The following is a 20555-nucleotide window of genomic DNA, read 5'->3' on the forward strand; positions in this document are numbered from 1 at the left end:
TCGATTTTACTTACACATTTCTAATTTTGGTTAAATACGTCACCACTGGACGTGTGTTAAGCTCTGCAAGTACATGATAGCCGCGTTGTGACGCTGCCATTTTTGCCACTTGGCTTTCTTTCATGTTTAAGTCACCAAACGTAATGGCTTGCGCTGGGCAGGTTTGCTGGCAAGCGGTTTTAATTTCGCCGTCTTTTAATTCTCGTTTTTCAATAATGGCATCATTTCGTTTTTCTTGAATCCGCTGAATACAGAAGGTACATTTTTCCATCACGCCTCTGCTGCGTGTGGTGATGTCTGGGTTCAAAACCTGATTCATCGGTTCTTTTATGCTAAGCGTTTGTTCAAAAAAGTTGAAGCGTCTCACTTTGTAAGGGCAGTTGTTTGCACAATACCGGGTTCCAACGCAACGATTGTAGCTCATCATGTTCAAGCCATCATCGCTGTGGAACGTTGCTAGTGTTGGGCAAACGGTTTCGCAAGGTGCATTGCTGCACTGCTGACAAGTCATAGGCTGATGTGAAACATTTGGATTTGCAGTTTTTCCTTTTTCACTGCTGTAGTAACGATCGATGCGAATCCAGTGCATTTCCCGTCCGCGAATCACCTGCTCTTTGCCTACGACGGGAATATTATTCTCCGCCTGACAAGCAACTACACAAGCGCTGCAACCAGTACATGCGTTGGTATCAATCACCATTCCCCAACGGTGGCCTTCGTATTTGCGTTCTTCCCACATGCTTGGAAGTTCTGCGTGTTTTTTTATTCCAGCATGAGGATTGTGCTGAAACTCTTTCCATGTTGCATCGGAAAAAATATCGTGGGCACGGTTTTCAAGTTCATGATGTCCTTGCGTGCAAGCAAGCAGTGCCGTTTTTCCTGTTTTTTCGAGCTCAACTTTTATTCCATTCCAGCTTGGAGTTTGATGCGCGTACGATTGAAAAGGATAAACCTGCATTCCATGAGGAGCCGCAAAGCCAAGCGCAACAGCTGCTGTAGCGTCATGCAATTTTGGCTGAATGTGAACTGGAAGCTCGGCAGAAAACGTTTCACTTTTTACTTTCACTACATCACCTTCGCGAAGTGAAAGCTTTGTTGCTGTTGCAAGAGAAAGGGAAACAACATTTTCCCACGTAAGTTTTGTGACGGGATCTGGAAGTTCCAGAAGCCAGCTGTTTGTATTATTTCTTCCATCGTAGAGAGAAAGACTTGGATAAAGCGCCAAGCTAAGTTCTGCAGATGAAGAAAGTTGTGGCAAGTTTTTCAACGCTGAAGGGTTGAAGGTTTCAGCAGAAGCTATTCTGCCGTGATCGTTTCTTTTGGAAGCAAACGCATCAACAAATCCCATCTTCAAGGCATCTTTCCAAGAAAGAGAACTTGAAACTCGAGGAAGCACTTCGCTTTTCCAATTGTGCTTCAACACTTCGTGATAATTTGATTCGCTGCCAGACCAATGCAGCAAAGAATCTTGACATGATCTACCTTGGTGAAGCGGCGCAATTACAGGCTGCACAAGGGTATAAAGTCCGCGCTCTGGATTTGCATCGCCCCAAGCTTCAAGGTAATGCGTGCCAGGACAAACGACATGGCTTTGTGCGGAGGTTGCCGTAAAATAATCTGCGCAAGAAATAACAAGCCCCACTTTTTTCAGCGCTTCTTCGCAGTTTAATTCTGCGGGAAGTGTAAAGAGAGGATCTGCATCGGCGACAATAAGCACTTCCACTTCACCAGCGTGCATTTCTGCCACAAGGTGTTTGAGTTCTTCAAACGAACTGCCCACGTAATCGCGAGGAGCAAGCGTCCAGTCTAGCGTTACACCATCATTGGCAAGTGTAGAGTTGATAAAGTTTACCGCCACTTGAAGCAGCACAGCATCTTTTGCATTTGGATTGGCTCCAACTACAAGACCTGTTCCGCGTGAAGCAACAAGTTCTTCTGCTGTTTCTACAATGTGAGATGCAGGAAAATTAATTTTGCTTTCAAGTTTTTCTGGAGCATAGCTTCGTAAAGAGCTTGCTACACTTGCATTTCCGGTTCGCCTTGCAACTTCATAAGCAAGACTTAGCGCAACAAAAATTTCATCTCCCGCTTTCACCGGAACAAACATATCTGCATTTGTACCCGTTACGGTTGGAACAGATTCAAAGGCAATGAAGCGTGACATTTTTCCCGCGTCAACATTTCTGCCTTCGGAAAATCCAGCCATATTGCGAACTGGATTCATCCAATTGCCAAGGAAATCGGCGCCAAAAGAAACAATGACTTTTGCCTCTTCAAAACGATAGCGTGGCAAGAGTGATTTTCCGTACGAAAGCTTTGCCGCTTCAACCATTTCATTTGGAAAAACAGAATCGTATGAAATGCTTGCTGCGTTGTAGGTATTTTCAAAACTTCGCAGTACTTTTTGCGTAGTAGGAGAGCTGCTTACACCCGTAAGCACTCTTATTTTTCCGCCTGTTTTTTTCACGGCATCAAGCTTGGCGATGATGTGCTTGTCGAGGTCTTCCCAGTTGCTTTCTTTTAGCGTTCCATTTTGCACAAAGCTTGGAGCTTTGATTCTATCGGGATGATACAAATCCAGCAAACTGGCTTGCGCTCTGGCTGAGAGGCCCGTTGCATTGAGAGGAGCATCAACATTTGGCTCAAGTTTAACCGGACGGCCTTCGCGCGTTCTGACTAAAACTGCATAAGAGGAACTTCCATCTTCAAAACTAGAAGCGTACCAAACCGGAACACCAGGAATCACACCTTCTGGCTTGTTGATGTAAGGCATAATTTTTTCAACAGGTCTTCGTGTACAGGCAGCGCCCGCCATAGCGATACTTGCCGCCATTACCTTTAAAAAGTCGCGGCGTTCCATGCCGGACATTTCGGCTTTCTGAGGAGGCTCTGCAAACTCTTTTCCCGTACGAGCTTCAAACTCTGCCGTTTGCTCGAGCTCTTCGATGCTTTTCCAAAAGGTCACATTTTTCTTCATATTAATAATGACAGCTTTCACAATGCGTTGGAGCATTTTTCTCACGATGGCAATCGATACAAAATCCCATCTGTAATGTTTTTACTTGGCTAACCCGTTCCATACTTCCCACATCACCATGACACTGCGTACAATCAAGCCCAGCCGCAATATGCCGTTCGTGGGTAAACCGAACATGATCTGGAAGATCGTGCACTTTTATCCACTCGAGAGGCTGCCCATTGGCATACATATCGCGAAGCTTTTGAATATAAGGACTGTCCAGCTTCACTACCTGGTGACAGTTCATGCAAATATTCATAGCAGGCACAACAGCGTGCTTCGATTTATCAACTCCCACATGACAATACTGGCAAGGGATTTGATTATCTCCGGCGTGAAGTTTATGGCTAAAGGGAATCGGCTGCTTTGGAGCATAACCAGTGTTGTCGCCAAGTTTCACCAAACTCCGCACTCCAAATGCCAATAAAATGACCGGAAGAGATAAAAGAGAAAGAAATAAAATTTTCTGGAAGCACTTACCCTTCAATGATTTCCCCTTGGAACAACCTCTCGTTGAAATAATGTGGGCGCTATCTACCCTCCTTGAAAATTTCTGTCGAGGAAAAAATCGAGATCAAATGAAAAAGTCTCAAACAGGAAATAAAGGACTCTCCGCCTCTAAAAAGTCTGAAGAAAACAAACTCTATTACGAACCCAAAAGAGGAGTTGCTTTCAAGCATACCTGTCACCTTCAACGCAAAAGAAAGCCCCCAGCTTTTTCCTTGCCTGTCCTCTAAGATCTTGTTAGAGGCCCTCACATGAAAATTCGGACTTTAACAATTTGCTTTTTTTTCGCCCTTTTTTCTCTTTTATCGCATCATCTTGTGGCCGCAGAATCAACTCCTGTCGAGCTTAAAGACGTTGGTATAGAAGAGCACTTGGGTGAACAGATTACGCTCTCGCTTCCTTTTTTGGACCAAAATGGAAATGAAGTGACACTTGCGGACTACTTTCACAAAGACAAAGCAGTGCTTTTTGTATTTGTTTATTATGAATGTCCGGGGCTTTGTACTTTCGTTTTAAACGGAATGATAAATGGGCTTCGCGACGTGCAGCTCACTCCTGGAAAAGAATTTGAAATCGTGGTGGTGAGTATTGATTCCAAGGAAACTCCACTACTGGCGAAAGAAAAGTTAACTTCGTATTTGAAAATGTATCGTGAAGGCAGCACTGAAAGTGGTTGGCACTTTCTTACTGGAAGTGACGAAAGCATTCGGCAACTCACGAAAGAAATTGGTTTCTCCTATGTTTACGATGCCGAGCAAAAGCAGTTTGCACACGCATCTGCCGTTTACGCACTCACACCAACCGGAAAAATTTCTCGCTATCTTTTTGGCATCGAGTATGCGCCCAGAGATGTGAAACTCGCTCTTCTTGAAGCAAGCGAAGGAAAATTAGGAAACCTTATTGATAAGCTTTTGCTCTACTGCTATCACTACGACCCCAAAGGAAAAAAGTATGCCCTTCTTGCAGTGAATATTATGAAAATTGCAGGTGTCATCACCCTCCTTGGGCTTGGAATATTGATTCATCTTCTGATGAAAAAACGAAAAAAGGCGGAAAGACTATGATTGGAACTATAAACCTTCCTCAAGCTTCATCAATGGCGGGAAACGTTGATGCACTTTATTCTTTTATTTTCATTATTTCACTTATTAGCTTCGCTCTTATTGTTGGCGCGTTGGTTTACTTTTCCTACAAGTACAGCAGAAAAAAATGCAACTCCGAAACGACCGCTTACATTCATGGAAACACAGCGCTTGAAGTAGGAATGAGTGCCGTTTTGTTCGTCATCGTTATGGTGATTTTTGCATGGGGTTGGATCGATTACAAAAAAATACGACTCGTTCCCGCAAATGCGCTTGAAGTCAATGTTATCGGACAGCAATGGTTGTGGAACCTCGAATATAAAAACGGAAGAAAACTTACCAACGAACTTGTTGTTCCAAAAGATGTTCCCGTCAAATTAGTCATGGGTTCCAAAGATGTGTTGCACAGCTTTTATGTGCCTGCATTTCGTTTGAAGCAAGATCTTGTTCCTGGTCAATTCACCTATATTTCTTTCACCGCAATTGAACTTGGTGAGTTTCCCATCTTCTGCGCGGAATTCTGCGGTACAGCTCACTATGGCATGATTGGAAAAGTGAAAGTGGTAGAAAAAGCAGCCTACGAAAAATGGCAAAACGTTTGGGAACTTGAGCAACGCTTAGGCATCAACGAAGCCGAAGCTTCAGAAAAAACAACTACGCAACTTTCACCAGTTGAACACGGAAAAGAACTCTTTACCAAACAAGGCTGCACCGCTTGTCACTCTACAGGCACCAACAAACTTGTTGGCCCTGGTTTAGCTGGCCTCTTTGGAAAAGAAACAACGCTTACAGATGGAAAAAAATTAACCGTAGACGAAAACTACATTAGAAGATCGCTTATGGAACCAAATGCTGAACTGGTAGAGGGCTTTGCTCCTCTTATGCCTACGTTTAAAGGACAATTGAGTGATGAAGAAGTCAATCATCTGATTGCATATTTGAAAAGCCTTCAATAATTTAAAGTCGCACCAAAAGAAAAACGGAGAACTACCATGAGTCACAGTCACGGCGCTGGAGAGAACTATCTTATTGCAAAACGAGGCATCATGTCCTGGCTGATCACCGTCGATCACAAACGCATTGGACTTATGTACCTCATCACTACAGCCATCTTTTTTCTTGTTGGTGGGCTCTTAGCGCTTTCGGTTAGGCTGGAACTTATGCTTCCAGGCCAAACCATCATGGAACCCGATACCTATAACAAGGCGTTTACACTTCATGGCGCCATCATGATTTTTCTGTTTATCATCCCTGCTATTCCAGCAGCACTTGGAAACTTTTTTCTTCCGCTTATGCTGGGCGCAAAAGACGTGGCGTTTCCCAAGCTAAACCTTGCAAGCTACTACATTTTTATTTTTGGTGCACTGCTTGCCATCTTCGCCATCTTTGACGGCGGCGTTGACACAGGCTGGACATTTTACACGCCCTACAGCATCAAAACCGCTGGCAGTGTGGTTTTGACAGCACTTGGTGTTTTTGTCATGGGCTTCTCTTCTATTCTCACCGGACTTAATTTTATCGTCACCATTCACAAACTAAGAGCTCCGGGCATGGGCTTTTTCAAAATGCCGCTTTTTGTTTGGGCAACGTATTCAACAGCTATCATCCAAGTCTTGGCAACTCCTGTTATTGGAATCACCGTTTTGCTTTTGGCAATGGAACGCATTTTAGGCATCGGATTTTTTGATCCCACACTTGGTGGCGATCCTGTTCTCTTCGAACACTTTTTTTGGTTCTACTCTCATCCAGCAGTGTACATTATGATTTTGCCTGCCATGGGAATTATCAGCGAAGTCATCACAGTTTTTTCGCGCAAACATATTTTTGGATACAAGGCCATCGCCTTCTCAAGCTTGGCTATTGCGGCTATTAGCTTTTTGGTGTGGGGACATCACATGTTTGTAAGTGGTCAATCCGACTTGGCCAATTTTCTTTTCTCTTTGCTCACCATGCTGGTTGCTATTCCCACTGCCATTAAAGTGGTGAACTGGACGGCGACGCTTTACAAAGGTTCCATCGATTTCAAAACACCAATGCTTTATGCCCTCGCTTTTATTTTTCTCTTCACCATTGGTGGATTAACAGGGCTTTTCCTGGCAGCGCTTTCTGTGGATGTCCATCTTCACGACACCTACTTTGTGGTTGCTCACTTTCACTACGTGATGATGGGCGGAACGGTTATGGGTTTTCTTGCCGGCGTTCATTACTGGTGGCCAAAAATTACAGGAAAAATGTACCACGAAAAAAGCGGGCAAATCGCTTGTTCACTCATTTTCCTTGGCTTCAACATTACTTTTATCAGCCAGTTTATTCTGGGCAGCAGAGGAATGCCGCGTCGCTACTATGATTATTCGGCAGAATACGCACCGCTGAATATGGTTTCAACTTTTGGTTCTTGGCTCATTGGCATGGGCTTCTTGCTGGCCACTATTTATTTGATTCACTCATGGTTTAGAGGCAAGGCAGCTTCTGCAAATCCTTGGAATGCAAAAACCTTGGAGTGGATGACGTCATCTCCGCCGCCAGAGCACAACTTTGCTGAAACTCCTCATGTCACCGAAGGGCCTTATGAGTACGGAGTAAAAGCTTAACCGTTAACGAAAGAAAATTTTAGAAGAGGTTCCTATGTCACAACATGTAGTTGCGCATCATTTTGATTCGGCGAAACAAGAATTCGAATCATCTAAGTTGGGAATGTGGTTGTTTCTGATAACAGAAGTTCTGCTTTTCGGCGGGCTTTTTGTGGCCTACATTATTTTCCGCATTAAATATCCGGAGATGTTTCACGAAGCCAGCAAATTTCTCAATCGTCCCATGGGCGCCTTCAACACTGTTGTGCTTATCTGCTCTAGCTTCACGATGGCCATGGCGGTGAACGCAACGCAGCGCAATGATCAAAACAAAGCCAATCAATATCTCATCGTCACTTTGTTTTGTGGTCTTATTTTCATGGTGATTAAATTTTTCGAATACAGCCACAAATTTCACGAGGGATTATTCCCAGGAGCTCACTTTGCGTTTGAAGGTCAGAGCCCAGAACATTCTTCACTTTTTTTCTCGCTTTATTTCATGATGACAGGATTGCACGGTATTCACGTGCTTGTAGGGATGGGGCTTATTCTTTGGTGCCTCATCAAATCAAACAGAGGCGCTTTTTCTAGTTCCTATTATACCCCTGTTGAGAACACCGGAATTTACTGGCATTTGGTGGATTTAATTTGGATCTACCTTTTCCCCCTTATGTATTTAATAGGATAATTTTTTTGTACCATTAACGTGCAGTCATCCCGAACGAGATGACAGGCTTAGAAGACATCAGCGAGAATAATTATGAACGATCATCACAATCACCATAAAGCCACTTATATAAAAATGTGGATAGCTCTGCTTATCCTTACCATTGTTACCTTTGCCGCTGCCTATGCTGATTTTGGCACGATGAACATTGTCATTGCTATGGCCATCGCTTCTGTAAAGGCAACTCTGGTTGCACTTTATTTTATGCATCTCAAAGAAAACAATCGTTTAAATCAAGTTGTGTTTGCGAGCTCTTTTTTGTGTTTGCTTATTTTTGTGGGACTCACTCTTGCTGATACCGAATATCGCGACGAAGAACTTCAATACATCAGCATTGAAAAAATTGCAGCGCCTGCAGGAAATGAAAATGCGCTTCATGAAAAATATAAAACCTCTTCACCAGAACTTCTGGCTCAAGGAAAAACAATTTTTCAACAACAGTGTGCTCTGTGTCACGGGGAAAGTGGCCAGGGTAATGGACCAGCGGGTGCTGCACTTAATCCAAAGCCAAGAGATTTTACTTCTGGAAATTGGACACAAGGTGGAGAACCTTCACATGTGTTCCAAACAATCAGCAATGGTATTCCAGGTTCTTCCATGTCGTCATATGCAAATCTTTCAGTGAAAGACAGATGGGCGCTTGCTCATTATGTTCGTTCGTTTGCAAGCAATCCACCAGCTGAAACAGACGAAAGCTTTGCAAGCTCAAAGCTTATCGTAAAAGAAGACGCTAGCGCAGGACAAGCAAAAGGGAAACTTCCCGTTGATTTCGCCATCGAGCTTTTGGTGGAAGAAGCGAAATAGATTTTGAGGAAAATTTGTCATCCTCGCGCAGGCGGCCTGCCTGCCGGTCAGGCAGGGGATCCAGCAATTCAAACACTTTGCTGTCATCCTGAGTGGAACGAAGGATCTCCTCTGACAATTTTGCTTTTGTTATAGTCGAATGCTTAAAGTGTTTGAGGAGATCCTTCACTTCGTTCAGGATGACAAAACAGGGAATTGTTAAATGACAATGAGTTGACTGAATTCAATGAAAAAACTTTTACTCCTTCTTATCAGCCTTACTTTTCTTCTCTTCCTCTGGGGAGCAACGGTGAGGGCTTTTGGCGCGGGGATGGCTTGCCCTGATTGGCCGCTCTGTTATGGACAAGTGCTGCCGCCTCTCGATTTCCTCATTTTTCTCGAATGGGGTCACCGCAAACTTGCAGCTCTTATTGGTTTGCTGCTTCTCGCTTTTCTGGTTCTCGTCTTCAAATCTCGTGATGCTCGAAAACAATTAGGAACGCTGGCAATCGTTTCGTTTTTTCTTTTGTTGCTTCAAGTTTTTATGGGCGCACTCACTGTGTTTCATTACAACATTCCCTATTCTGTAAGTTTACATTTTGGAGTAGGGCTTTTCTTTCTCTCCACGCTTGTCATTATGTACCGAAAATTAAGCCCAGCAGTTGAAGCCACGCGAAGCCGCGGCATTTTGCTGCTCAGCTTCTTCGGACTTGCGTTGTGTTTTGTGCAAATTCTTTTGGGAAGCTATGTAGCCTCAAGCCATGCAGGCCTTGTCTGTCCTGATTTTCCCGCCTGCTTCGGTTCTTTCTTTCCCCCATTGGAAGGAAAAATAGGGCTGCAAATGTTTCACCGTTATTTGGCTTATGCGCTCACTCTTTTTGTGGCCTGTTTCCTGCTAAAAGCCAGTAGAGAACGGTTTCCGTTGAAGTTTCGAAAACTCTTCTTGCTTCTCGCCTCAATCACGATAATACAGGTCTTCCTCGGCATCGGGAATGTTGTTTTTGAACTGCCTTATGTCTTGAGAGTTGCCCACAATGGAGTGGCGACTCTTCTCTTTTTAACGTTTGTGACCATTACTTATGAACTCTCGCGCCTCCGATTATCTTAGCCTTACCAAGCCTCGCATCAGCATGCTGTTTGCCTTTAGTGGCGCAACTGCGCTTGTGCTGGAAGGAAGTGTAAAGGCAAGCTCGCTTCGCTTTTGGCTGATCACCTTTGCCATCTTCGCTGTTGGCGGAGCGGCAAATGCGCTTAACCAATACTTCGAACGCGACATCGATAAAAAAATGAAACGCACGGCCGAAAAACGCGCACTTCCTTCCGGAAGACTTTCGCCACGTGCTGCGTTGATCTTTGCTCTTGTGTTGGGAATACTCGGCAACGTACTTTTGCTCGCAACAGGAAACCTGCTTGCCATGGGCCTTGGCGTGGCCACCATTGCTTACTACAGTTTTTACTACACGCTTTGGTTGAAGCCGCGCACACCTTACAATATTGTGATTGGCGGAGCTGCAGGTGCAACCGGTCCCCTCATTGCTTGGGCTGCGGTTGCGGGCAACATTAGCTGGCTCGCTCTCTTCATGTTTCTCATCATCTTTTTTTGGACGCCGCCACACTTTTGGGCCTTGGCACTTTGCTGCAAGCAAGATTACGCAAATGCGGGCTATCCTATGCTGCCCAATGTTGCTGGAGACGAAGTGACAAAGAAAAATATTTTTTTCTACTCTCTCGCACTTTTGCCCATTGCGGTTGCTCCAAGTTTCTTTGGCTTGCATAAATTCTATGCCATCACCTCTAGCCTTTTGAGCTTGGCATTTCTCTACCTGGCCTTCCGCATCTCAAAAACCCAAGACCTCAAAGAAGCCTGGAAACTCTTCGGCTATTCCATTTTGTATCTCTTCCTCATTTTGCTGATGATGATTATTGATGTTGCTGTTTCGTAAATGGTACGATGGAACAATAGAGCGATCGTACAATAGGTGGGAATGACGCACTACGTCTTGCTTCACGGCCAAGTCCTCACTATAGCGCGGCATTATGCCCGTAAGTATTTCTTCACTTTTATCTCCTTTTTTTGATCCCAACCTCACCTATTATGAAGGTGCGGATGGCATCGCACCTCCAGAAAAAAGAGAGCTCGATGAAAACCAAAGGGGAAGTTCTCTCATTTCAACAGGATCAAGCTTATCAGCACCTCCTGTTCGCGAACTCAGTGCAAATATTGTGCTTCAACACATGAACTCCCAGAAAGTTGCGCGCGGAGAAGCTCTGCTGCCAGCACACATCAAACTCACTGACATTGAAGAAAACTCTGCAGTTTCGGTAGCCTGGGGAAATGCATCCAGACTTCCGGGCAATGGCCAGGTGTGCCACATGAAAGGGAGAGCGCTTCTGTTCACGAAGAAACAAATCTCTCTCGAAAAAATAAAAGAAATTTTACTCACACCTTCTTTGCATCCTGAAATTTTTTCTGGTGTGACCGATTCCAAAAATCTTTCTGTAGAAGAAAATTCAAACGCAGTTTTTCCTCTCGAGATCTTCAATCTTCAGGCCGCAGAAGATATGCAACTACTTACACGCATCAGAGCAAAACGTTTTCCTCATGGCATTGTCGTCTTAAGAGATTTAGCTTCAGAGGATGAACAAAAATTCAATTCAGCGCAATTCTATGACAGAAGCGAGTTTCGTGACGATCAGGTGAAAGTCTTTACCGGTCAGTTTCAAGTTTTAGAAATCCATAACGGCACGGTTATTATCATGGACATTGATCTCATTGCCGATGACATTCCAAACATTGTCAGCTGCGAAACAGCCGCGGATCCTGGCGGTTTTCTTTCTACCCTCACCGGCGGAAAAGACATCAAGCACCAACTTGAAGCACACGCGCAACATATTTTTGAATTTGCAACGAAGGTGAAATAATTTTGTTTTTTGTCATCCTTCCGCCTAAGGTGAAGGGATCTAGGAATTAAAACACTTTGCTGTCATCCTGAGTGTAACGAAGGATCTCCTCATACAATTTGGGTATTTGACCATAGCAAAATCAGAATTGCCCGAGGAGATCCTTCTCTTCGTTCAGGATGACACAGAATTGTGGATCTCCGCGTTCCTGCCAAAGGCAGGCAAGCGCGAGGATACAGCGACCTCCTCTCCCTTTTTCATTTGAGTTCTTCTTTTTGATGATCTACTTCCTTTCGGATGGAAAATCTTAAACGCGTTCATTGGAAATCAAAACTTGGTTTTTTGCTTGCTGCTATTGGCTCTGCTGTGGGCCTTGGAAATATTTGGCGTTTTCCTTATGTGGCCTACAAAAATGGCGGCGGCGCGTTTCTCATTCCCTACCTCATTGCCCTCTTACTCGTGGGCATTCCATTGTTGGTTTTAGAACATGGCTTGGGCCAGCTGAAAAAAGGTTCTGCACCCTTGGCATTCGGAAAAATCCGCAGAGGCTGGGAATACTTGGGCTGGTGGGTTTCTGTGTTTATTTGTTTTGGCTTGATGTTGTACTACAGCGCAGTGCTTTCGTGGTGCGTACATTATTTTGGGTTTTCTTTTTCTGGTGCGTGGGGAGAAAACACGCAAGCGTTTTTCTTTCAAGATTTTTTACAGCTGAGCGAATCACCTTTTGATATCGGCAGCATCAATTGGAGCATCTTTGCTGGCATTGCCGTAGTATGGTTTGTAAACTGGCTTGTCATTTCACGCGGCATTCGCAAAGGCATTGAGATTGCGAATAAAATTGGCATGCCTTTGCTGTTTGCAACATTGCTGCTTTTGCTGGTGTGGTCACTTCTTCTGCCTGGAGCTTCAACGGGAGTTGCGGCGCTGGTTGTGCCAAATCTTTCAAAGCTGCTCAGCCCAAGTGTTTGGCACGATGCCTTTGGCCAAATCTTTTTCACGCTCTCCTTAGGTTCGGGAGTAATGATTGTATTTGCCAGCTATCTTCCCGACAGAAAAAACCTCACCGGAAATGCCATAAAGACAGCGGCCGCAAATTCAACGGTAGAGCTCATTGCCGGCTTTGCGGTGTTCGCCATCATTGGTTACATCGCCACAAATGCGGGAAAGCCAATTGACCAAGCCGTGCAAAGTGGCCCTGGCCTTGCGTTTGTGGTCTATCCACAAGCTATTTCCCATCTTCCTTTTGGCAATGTTCCTTTTGGCAATGTTCTTTTTGGCGCGCTTTTCTTTTTCACCTTGCTTTTGGCTGGTCTCACTTCATCCATTTCCATTATTGAAACGTTTATTTCTGCTGCCATCGACAAGTTCAACTGGAAACGCAAACCACTTGTGACTGTTGTGTGCCTTGTTGGCTTTGCGGGCAGCGCCATCTTTGCCACCAACGCCGGACTCTACTGGCTCGACATCATCGATCACATGCTCACCAACATGGGCCTTTTGCTGGTAGGATTTTTTGAAATCATTTTGGTAGCGTGGATCTTTGGAGCAAAGCGTTTTATCGCGCTCATCGACAGAGAATCAAACCTCAAACTGGGAAAATTTTGGATTGTTACCGCGAAGTACATCACACCACTTGTGCTCATCGCGCTTTTTGTCATAAGCGCAAGGCAAGACTTCATCACGCCTTACGGCGGCTATCCATGGGAAGCTATTATCGTCATTGGTTTTGGTTGGCTCGCTGCAACGTTAATTGTGGCAAAAGCCTTCAGCGAAGCAAAATGGAAAACCGATCACCTGGAACAAGAAGACACTTCCGAGGCATTGATTGTGGAAGTGATGGAATGAAGCAAGTTAATACACCTGCACTTCCACTTCGGTCACGACGCGTTCGGTGGCTTTGAGGATGGTGATTTTGAGTTTTTTGTGGTTGAGCACTTCGCCTTTTTGTGGAATGTGGCCTGCAAGATGCACAATGAAACCAGCTATTGTTTCGTAATCACCTTCCGGAATGCTGAGGTGTAATTTTTCGTTGGCCTCTTCTATTTCCATACGACCATTGATCACAAATCGCTTTGCCCCAAGACGTCTATACAGTGTCAGTACTTCGTCGTGCTCATCTCCAATTTCGCCCACCACTTCTTCCAGCAAATCTTCTACTGTTACTATTCCGGTGGCAGCGCCATATTCATCAACAACAATAGCTAAGGGTTCACCACGTTTTTTCATGGTGAACAAAAGTTCATCCAGCGGCATTTCTTCAGGAACGTAATATGGTTTTCGTGCAAGATCAGTAAGCCCTTTTTTCTCTTCATCAAATAAGAGATCAATGCTCCACAGCACTCCAACCATGTTAAAAATTTGATCATCATACAGAGGAATGCGGGAAAATTCGTGTTCTTCAATAAGTGCAGCTGCTTCTTTTCGGCTGGCATCTTGCGGAACTGCAATTACATCAACAAGTGGTGTCATAATGTTTTCCACTTTTTTATCAGCAAGCTCAAAGATACGGCTGACAAGGGTTACCTCGGAGGGCTTCACATCACTTTTTTCCACTTCACCATGTTCCATTAACATTTCAAGTTCTTCGCGAGAAAAATCTGAACCTTGCTTGTGAATATTTTTTTTGATTCTCTTTATCAGCAAATCGGTGAACTGAGACAAAATCCACACAAGCGGAAAGAAAAGAATTTGGAAAAAGAAAAGAGCAGGCGCAATAACCATCACCACTTTGTTGGCATAAAACTGATACAAACTTTTGGGAACAAGTTCACCCACAATAAGCGTGATGGGCCAAAACAAAAGAGCAAATGTTGCATATCCTTCACCATAATGTTCAAAAATATACAGCGTCGTTACCACCGAACCCGTAACCGTACAGATGTTGGTGCCAAGCAAGGTGGTGGAAAAAAAGTGCGACGGCCTTTCCATCAAGTGAAGCGCAAGCTTTGCAAGACGAGAGCCTTTATTGGCAAGCATTTTTATTTTGTACTTGTCTGCAGCAACAACCGCCATTTCACTTCCTGAAAAAAAACCTTCAAAAAGCACACAAAGCGTTAATGTAATTGTAAGATAGAGTGCCGACATATTTTTCTTTCGTCAATTGCTTTTGATGAGTAGAAAATTTTCTCCCCTCTTAGGTTAAGAGGGGCTGGGGGAGTTAGCGCCTTACGGTAAAAAACAATAACCCCACCTAACCTCCCCTTAATTTAAGGGGAGGAATTTACTCATCCTCAATCTCCCCAAACAAACGTTCCAAGACGTCGTGCAGAGTTGCAAGCCCTACAAGGCTTTGCTGTTTATTCAGCACCAACGCCATGTGCATTCTGTCTTGCTGAATTCGTTTCAAGAGGTCTTCAACTTTTTCGTTGCTTCGAACAAAAAGCGGAGTATGCAAAATGGACTTCAAGCTCACATTTGAATTTTCTTTTCGTTTTCGATGAAAGGAAAACAAATCTCTCACATGCAAAATCCCAATAATGTTCGTCTGCTCACCTTCATAAATGGGAATGCGTCGGTATTCGGTTGCTCGAATTTCTTCCAGCATTATTTTGTATTCCATATCAAGTGGAAGCATAAAAATTTGATCGCGCGGAGTTATAATGTTTTTCACTAATTCATCTGTGAATTCGAAAACATTGTGAATAATTTCTCGTTCTTCTTCCTCTAGCAATCCTTCATCGCGTCCCAAATCGATAAGCGATCTAAATTCTTCTTCCTTCACCATCGCGGCAGAAGCATTTGGATCTCCACCAAAACATTTGATAAACGTATCCGCAATACTGGTCAGCACTATTCTGAACGGTGTCACACAATAATGAAACACTCTAAGAGGAATCACCATAATAGGAGCAATGGTATCTGATAATCGTAGTGCAATATTTTTTGGAATGACTTCGCCCAAAAGTAAAAGAATCGGCGTGATAATAAGAATAGAAAGAAGCGTTCCTGTTTTTGCACTAGACGGAAAAAAATGAGAAATGAGCGTTGCTCCTACAATAGAAATGGAAACATTCATCAGCTCATTGCCCAAAAGAATTGTGGCCAAAAAATGTCTTGGCTCATCTAAGTATTCGCCAACTTTTTTGATCACCCAAATTTTTGATTCTTGAAATTTTTTAATTTGTACGCGGCTTAAAGAAAAAATAGCTGTCTCAGACGCAGAAAAAAATGCCGAGAGCAAAAGAAGAAGGACAAAGAGGAAAATGAGTGTTGTCATAGCTTAGGGCGCCGCCTGAATTTCACCATCTAAAACCGTGAGCATTCTCATGGTACGAACAGAATCGTGTTGATCTGTTATGTCAATCACACCAGTTACTCCCGGAAAATTTTTAAGCTCTCTCAAACTTTTTGCAATTTCTTGTCTGCTGGGTGAACCACTTTTCTCTGTTGCCACCATCACCATTCGAAGAGAATCATACCCAAGCGCTTCAAGCAAAGTGGGAGAAAACTTGTAGGATTCGGTAAAACGATCGATGAATTCTTTTGAACTCACATCTGGAAGATTGGGAGAAAACGCCGAAGTAAACAACGCACCTTCTACATATTTTCCACCGCGTTCGATGAGTTTTTGGTTATCCCAACGCGCCGTTCCCAAAAGCTGCACTTTTTTCACTCCCAGCATCGACAGAACTGGCGCTAGATAGGAGGCGACGTAAGGAGAATCTGGAATAAACAGAGCATCATAATCTAAAGTCAATTTCGAATGCAGCCTCACTTTTTTTCCACGTTTTTTCTCGCGCTGCGCATGCTGCAATTTGCGCACAAAACCCATTTGGTCTGACGCATATTCTTGAACGCCTACTACAACACCACCCGCTTCAGTAGCTCGCGTGCGGAAAAGTTCGGCATAAGTTTTTCCAATAGAGGTTTGCGGATGCAAAATTAAAAAGCGCTTCAAGTTTCGCTTATGAAGCGCAAAGTCAATAATGGTCTTCACTTGCGACTCTGGCGTAATGCTGTTGCGAAAAACATAGTCCAAATTATTTACCACACCATCTAATTGAGAAAGCATAATCATGGGAAGATGATGATGCTCGGCTCGCTTCGCTGCTGCTGTAACCGCATTGGTGCTAAGCGGCCCAACGATCACTTGCACTCCAGCTTTTTGCAGCTCGTCTACTGCGGCAACAGCCTTTTCTGGATTCGCTTCTGAATCACGCACAAGAAGTTTTGTACCCTTCAAACTCTTGCAGGGCTTGTAAATGCCGGCAGCACACTCCACACCTTTTAACACAGCGTCACCATAAATTTTGTATTTTCCGGACAACGGTAAAATAACTCCAACCGTAAGTGTAATATCTTTGAAGTCTTCGTTTACTTCCTGAAGCCAGAGTAAAGCTTGCGGAGTAAGTTCACTTTTTGGATAGGAACTTACGAAATCTTTTAGCAATGGCTTTGTTTTTTCTCTGTCTTCGGATCTAAATTTTTGGATTTCTTTAAACGAAAGATAGGCTTTGGATTCGTTTCCACCTTCTGTATTTTTACGAAGCCATTCCAAGTCTGCATCTGTTACCACAGCAGATGCAACCCAGGCTGAAAGCCTAGTCTTTGCTGCATCCTGTGACACTTGAAGAGAAAAGTTTTGAACATCTCGTGGATCAAAAAAGAGATAATCATCCACCAAATGAAGCGCAGCCAACACTTGCTCTTTTTCCAAACCATCTTGATTTGTACAGTGATAAACAAGTGAATCAAATTGAACTAAATACTTTGGAGCGTATTGATCGCGCTGCAGTTTTTTCGTGGAAGCAAGAAGTGCTGCACAGTTTTCTTGTTGGTACATATCAAGAAAACGCTTGGCTGTTGCGGAAGCTTGGGCGTCTGGAATTTTGACTTGTTCAGGAGTTTTTGCTTGTTCTTGAGGAAGAACAACTGGTTGTTTTGCACACGCAGGCATGAACACCAATAAAAACAGAAGCAAAAATAAATTCCTCAACTATCCCCCCTTTTTAGAAACACTCACCATTGCTGGCCTTAACAATCTGTCGCCCAAAAAATAGCCTTTTCGATGCACAGCCACAACGGTATTGGGCTTGTGTTCATCCGACTCGATCATTGAAATGGCTTCGTGTTGATCTGGATCAAACAGCTTTTCTTCTGCATCAATTTCTTTCAGCTGAAATCGTTCTAAACTTTTCGAGAGCCCTTTTCGTATCATTTCCACACCTTGAGATAAAGACTTTACTTCTTCGGAACTGGATTCTGGAATATGATTAAGCACTCGGTCAAAATCGTCAAGCGTTGGCAGAAGCGCTTCCAAGAGCTTTTCGTTTGCGTAACGACTTTGCTCTTCTTGCTCTTTTGTCACTCGCTTTTTGAAATTTTCAAATTCGGCTAGAACGCGCAAAAGTTTTTCTTGATGTTTTTTTGCTTCGTCTTGAACTTTTTTGATTTCGGTATTCAAATCTTTTTCAATCTTTTTTTCATCTTGTTCCACAGTGTTTTGCTTTTTTGTGGCTTCATCGTTTTTTGCTTCAGTTTTTTCGTGACGGGCATTCATAATTACAACTCCTTCTGCTCAAGATAACGGCTCACAAGCTGCGATGTAAAATGTACAACAGAAACAATGTGAGCATAATTCATACGCCTTGGGCCAATAACACCAAGCGCGCCTATAATTTTTCCATTTTTTGAATATGGAGCAGATACAACACTGGCATCAATTTGCTCTTGATGCTCATGATCTGATCCAACAAATATTTTTACCCCGTGTGCATCTTCGCAACGTTCTAACAAACTCAACATTTTTTCTTTTTCATTCAGTGAACTTAAAAGTGCTTTTATTTTTTCAAATTCTCTAGCCTCTGCTTGTTGACACAAATTATCTGTTCCTTTGATATGAACTTCTTGATCTGGAATACTTTGAAACAAAACATTCGAATACTGAAAACCTTTGAGCAAAAGCGCATCATATTCTTCGCGCTCACATTTTAATTCTCGAGCTATTTTTTCCTTCGCCTCTTGAAGCGTCAGCCCAATAAAAATGCGATTACAAAAATTATTTATTTTTTCTAATTGCCGAAAACTATACTGCTCTTGCACTTCGATGATGGCATTTTGCACCATACCGCTTTGCGCCACAAAAATGCCCAGCAAGCGCGCATCAGTGAGTTGCAAAAATTCGATATGCTTAAAGCGAATATGGCTTAGGCTTGGCATCACCACCAAACCTGCAAACGACGAAAACTCTGAAAGAATGCTGGAACTCTGTTTCAACAGTTTTTCTTCGCTGCTGTTTTCTTGTGAAAACGTATTTTGAATGTTGGATTTTTCGTGCTCGCTTAAATCAGCAACCGAAAGCAATGTCTGCACGTAATAGTTAAGCCCACTGCTGGTAGGCACACGTCCAGCTGAGGTATACGGCTGAGAAAGCAGACCCAATTCGGTAAGATCGGCCATCACATTTCTGATGGTAGCCGGGGAAAGGCTTGTGGGATGGCGTTTTGCGATGGCCCGAGAACCAACAGGACCAGCTGTGCTGATATAATCAGAGACCAAAATCTTGAGAATATCCTGGTACCGCTGGGGGAGTTCTTGCAACATAGTTTAACAATTTCAAGAGCTTAGCACTCTATTCCTTAGAGCGCTAAGAACTACCAAGCAAGAGGGGGCTTGTCAATTGTTGAAAAAACAGGGGACGGTTCTGCCGCTTTGTGAGCTGCAAAAGTATTTTCACACAAGTTCGCCTGACCATAATTGCTTCAAGAAGAGTTCCCAAGGCAAAACCTGGATGTGCTCATGAACTTTTCTGGGTTCTCGTTCGCATGAAATGACAAGCTGCTTCACCGGACCATCTTCCAAAAGCGCTTTAAGTCCTTTCACATCTCCTGCATGAACCTTGTCACTGCCTTTAATTTCCAAGGCAAGTTCTTTGTCGTTTATAATAAAATCAACTTCCTGATTTGAACTTGTTCTCCAAAAGGCAATTTCCATCTCAGCCTGTCGATAAGCCTTATAGGCCATGAGTTCCATGAGGATAAATTGTTCAAAGGATTTTCCAAACTCAGGGGTTTTGTATTTCGGCTGCCGCCGTGCAAGATAATTGGTAACCCCCATATCAAAGAGATAAAATTTTTCCGTTTGAACCATTCGACGATTTTTTGATTTTGTCCAAGGCGGAAGCCGAAACCCAAGATAGGTATCTTCCAAAATCTGAAAATAGGTGCGAACCACTTTTGCAGAAACGCCCGTTTCTCGCGCAACGTTTGTATAATTGATAAGTTCACTAGAGGTAAGTGCTGCAACTTGTAAAAAATTGTGGAAGGCTGGAATGTTTTGAGTAAGGGCCTCATCAATAATTTCTTCTTTCAGATAATCAGCCACATAGGCACGAAGATCTTCCTGAGGAGATGGGGAAAGAAAGTGTGGAGGAAGCATTCCACTTACCATCACAGATTCGAGTTCAAAACCTTCAACTTCTTGAAAACTAAGAGGCGTCATATGCCTGCGCCATGCCCTTCCCCCCAAAAGATTTGCATGACCACGTTTTAATTTTCTTGCGCTTGAACCTGTAAGCAAAAAAGAGATCCCTTTATTTTCAATGAGCCAATGCACTTCGTCCAAGAGAGCTGGAACTTTTTGCACTTCATCAATAACAATCATTCCAGAGTGATCCTGATAACGCTCTCGAAGAAGCGCCGGCCTACTTGAATATTCTGCAAAGAGGTCTGTTTTGAGAAGATCGATGAGAAGAACGTCTTTTCGTGCAAGAAGATGCTCTCGTATCCAATATGTTTTCCCTACTTTTCTGGGCCCCCACAAAAAAGCTGACTTTCCAGGTGGAAGATCGAGTGAAAAATGTCTTTTGATAATTTTACGCATAAGGGCACTTTATCAGGATAATCTTCCCTTAACAAGCAAATTTTCCTCATTCCTTAAACCGGGGACGGTTCTGGCTTTGTAACTACCTTAAATTGTTATGCTATTTTGCCACTTCAGCAGCAAGCAGCCCAGAGCTTGGCAAGCTC

The 20555-nt window shown here is 43.5% G+C and carries 17 protein-coding genes; 9 read left to right on the plus strand and 8 right to left on the minus strand.

The annotated features are described in order from the left end of the window. Positions 1-10: 10 nt before the first annotated feature. Positions 11-3013 (minus strand): molybdopterin oxidoreductase, encoded by a 3003-nt coding sequence (locus tag COV43_04705; protein PIR25653.1) that lies wholly within the window; start codon positions 3011-3013, stop codon positions 11-13. Continuing rightward, positions 2979-3482 (minus strand): cytochrome C, encoded by a 504-nt coding sequence (locus COV43_04710; protein PIR25707.1) that lies wholly within the window; start codon positions 3480-3482, stop codon positions 2979-2981. The genes COV43_04705 and COV43_04710 overlap by 35 nt, the downstream gene beginning before the upstream one ends. Before the next feature lie 295 nt (positions 3483-3777). Here COV43_04710 and COV43_04715 point away from each other — a divergent pair, with 295 nt between their 5' ends. The 9 genes from COV43_04715 (at position 3778) to COV43_04755 (ending at position 13434) form a co-directional block, all read left to right on the plus strand. After that, entirely contained in the window at positions 3778-4590 is an 813-nt protein-coding gene (locus tag COV43_04715) for an SCO family protein (GenBank protein PIR25654.1), read from the plus strand. After that, the gene (gene coxB / locus COV43_04720) at positions 4587-5564 is read left to right on the plus strand and encodes a cytochrome c oxidase subunit II (GenBank protein ID PIR25655.1); all 978 of its coding nucleotides are present in this window, start codon (positions 4587-4589) and stop codon (positions 5562-5564) included. The genes COV43_04715 and coxB overlap by 4 nt, the downstream gene beginning before the upstream one ends. Positions 5565-5600: 36 nt before the next feature. Next, positions 5601-7199 (plus strand): cytochrome c oxidase subunit I, encoded by a 1599-nt coding sequence (ctaD, locus tag COV43_04725; GenBank protein ID PIR25656.1) that lies wholly within the window; start codon positions 5601-5603, stop codon positions 7197-7199. Between the two features lie 34 nt (positions 7200-7233). Next, positions 7234-7866, plus strand: a complete 633-nt coding sequence (locus COV43_04730) for a cytochrome C oxidase subunit III (protein PIR25657.1) — start codon at positions 7234-7236, stop codon at positions 7864-7866. A 72-nt stretch (positions 7867-7938) separates the two neighbouring features. Continuing rightward, complete coding sequence (locus COV43_04735) at positions 7939-8709, plus strand: hypothetical protein (protein ID PIR25658.1); 771 nt, start codon at positions 7939-7941, stop codon at positions 8707-8709. Between the two features lie 226 nt (positions 8710-8935). Beyond that, positions 8936-9796: a hypothetical protein gene (locus tag COV43_04740; GenBank protein PIR25659.1), complete on the plus strand. Its 861-nt coding sequence runs from the start codon at positions 8936-8938 to the stop codon at positions 9794-9796. Beyond that, entirely contained in the window at positions 9768-10631 is an 864-nt protein-coding gene (cyoE, locus tag COV43_04745; GenBank protein ID PIR25660.1) for a protoheme IX farnesyltransferase, read from the plus strand. The genes COV43_04740 and cyoE overlap by 29 nt, the downstream gene beginning before the upstream one ends. 94 nt (positions 10632-10725) lie before the next feature. Beyond that, on the plus strand, positions 10726-11610 hold the full coding sequence (locus COV43_04750; protein ID PIR25661.1) for a hypothetical protein: 885 nt from the start codon (positions 10726-10728) through the stop codon (positions 11608-11610). A 276-nt stretch (positions 11611-11886) separates the two neighbouring features. Next, a complete protein-coding gene (locus tag COV43_04755; protein PIR25662.1) occupies positions 11887-13434 on the plus strand; it encodes a sodium-dependent transporter in 1548 nt (515 codons plus the stop codon). A gap of 6 nt (positions 13435-13440) precedes the next feature. On the opposite strand, the gene COV43_04760 is transcribed toward COV43_04755, so the two are convergent. The 6 genes from COV43_04760 to COV43_04785 all read right to left on the minus strand — a co-directional run bounded on the left by COV43_04760 (position 13441) and on the right by COV43_04785 (position 20409). Beyond that, positions 13441-14673, minus strand: coding sequence for a hypothetical protein (locus COV43_04760; protein ID PIR25663.1), 1233 nt, complete (start codon positions 14671-14673; stop codon positions 13441-13443). Between the two features lie 136 nt (positions 14674-14809). After that, positions 14810-15805, minus strand: a complete 996-nt coding sequence (locus tag COV43_04765; GenBank protein ID PIR25664.1) for a hypothetical protein — start codon at positions 15803-15805, stop codon at positions 14810-14812. 3 nt (positions 15806-15808) lie between these two features. Then, a complete protein-coding gene (locus COV43_04770; protein ID PIR25665.1) occupies positions 15809-17485 on the minus strand; it encodes a hypothetical protein in 1677 nt (558 codons plus the stop codon). 39 nt (positions 17486-17524) lie between these two features. After that, positions 17525-18088 carry a nucleotide exchange factor GrpE gene (gene grpE / locus COV43_04775; protein PIR25666.1) on the minus strand — a complete coding sequence of 188 codons (564 nt, stop codon included), beginning with the start codon at positions 18086-18088 and terminating at the stop codon, positions 17525-17527. 2 nt (positions 18089-18090) lie between these two features. After that, positions 18091-19131, minus strand: a complete 1041-nt coding sequence (hrcA, locus tag COV43_04780) for a heat-inducible transcription repressor HrcA (GenBank protein PIR25667.1) — start codon at positions 19129-19131, stop codon at positions 18091-18093. 129 nt (positions 19132-19260) lie between these two features. Then, a complete protein-coding gene (locus tag COV43_04785; protein ID PIR25668.1) occupies positions 19261-20409 on the minus strand; it encodes an AAA family ATPase in 1149 nt (382 codons plus the stop codon). Positions 20410-20555 lie beyond the last annotated feature (146 nt).

It is taken from the genome of Deltaproteobacteria bacterium CG11_big_fil_rev_8_21_14_0_20_42_23 (genome assembly GCA_002796345.1).
Lineage (GTDB): Bacteria > UBA10199 > UBA10199 > 2-02-FULL-44-16 > 2-02-FULL-44-16 > 1-14-0-20-42-23.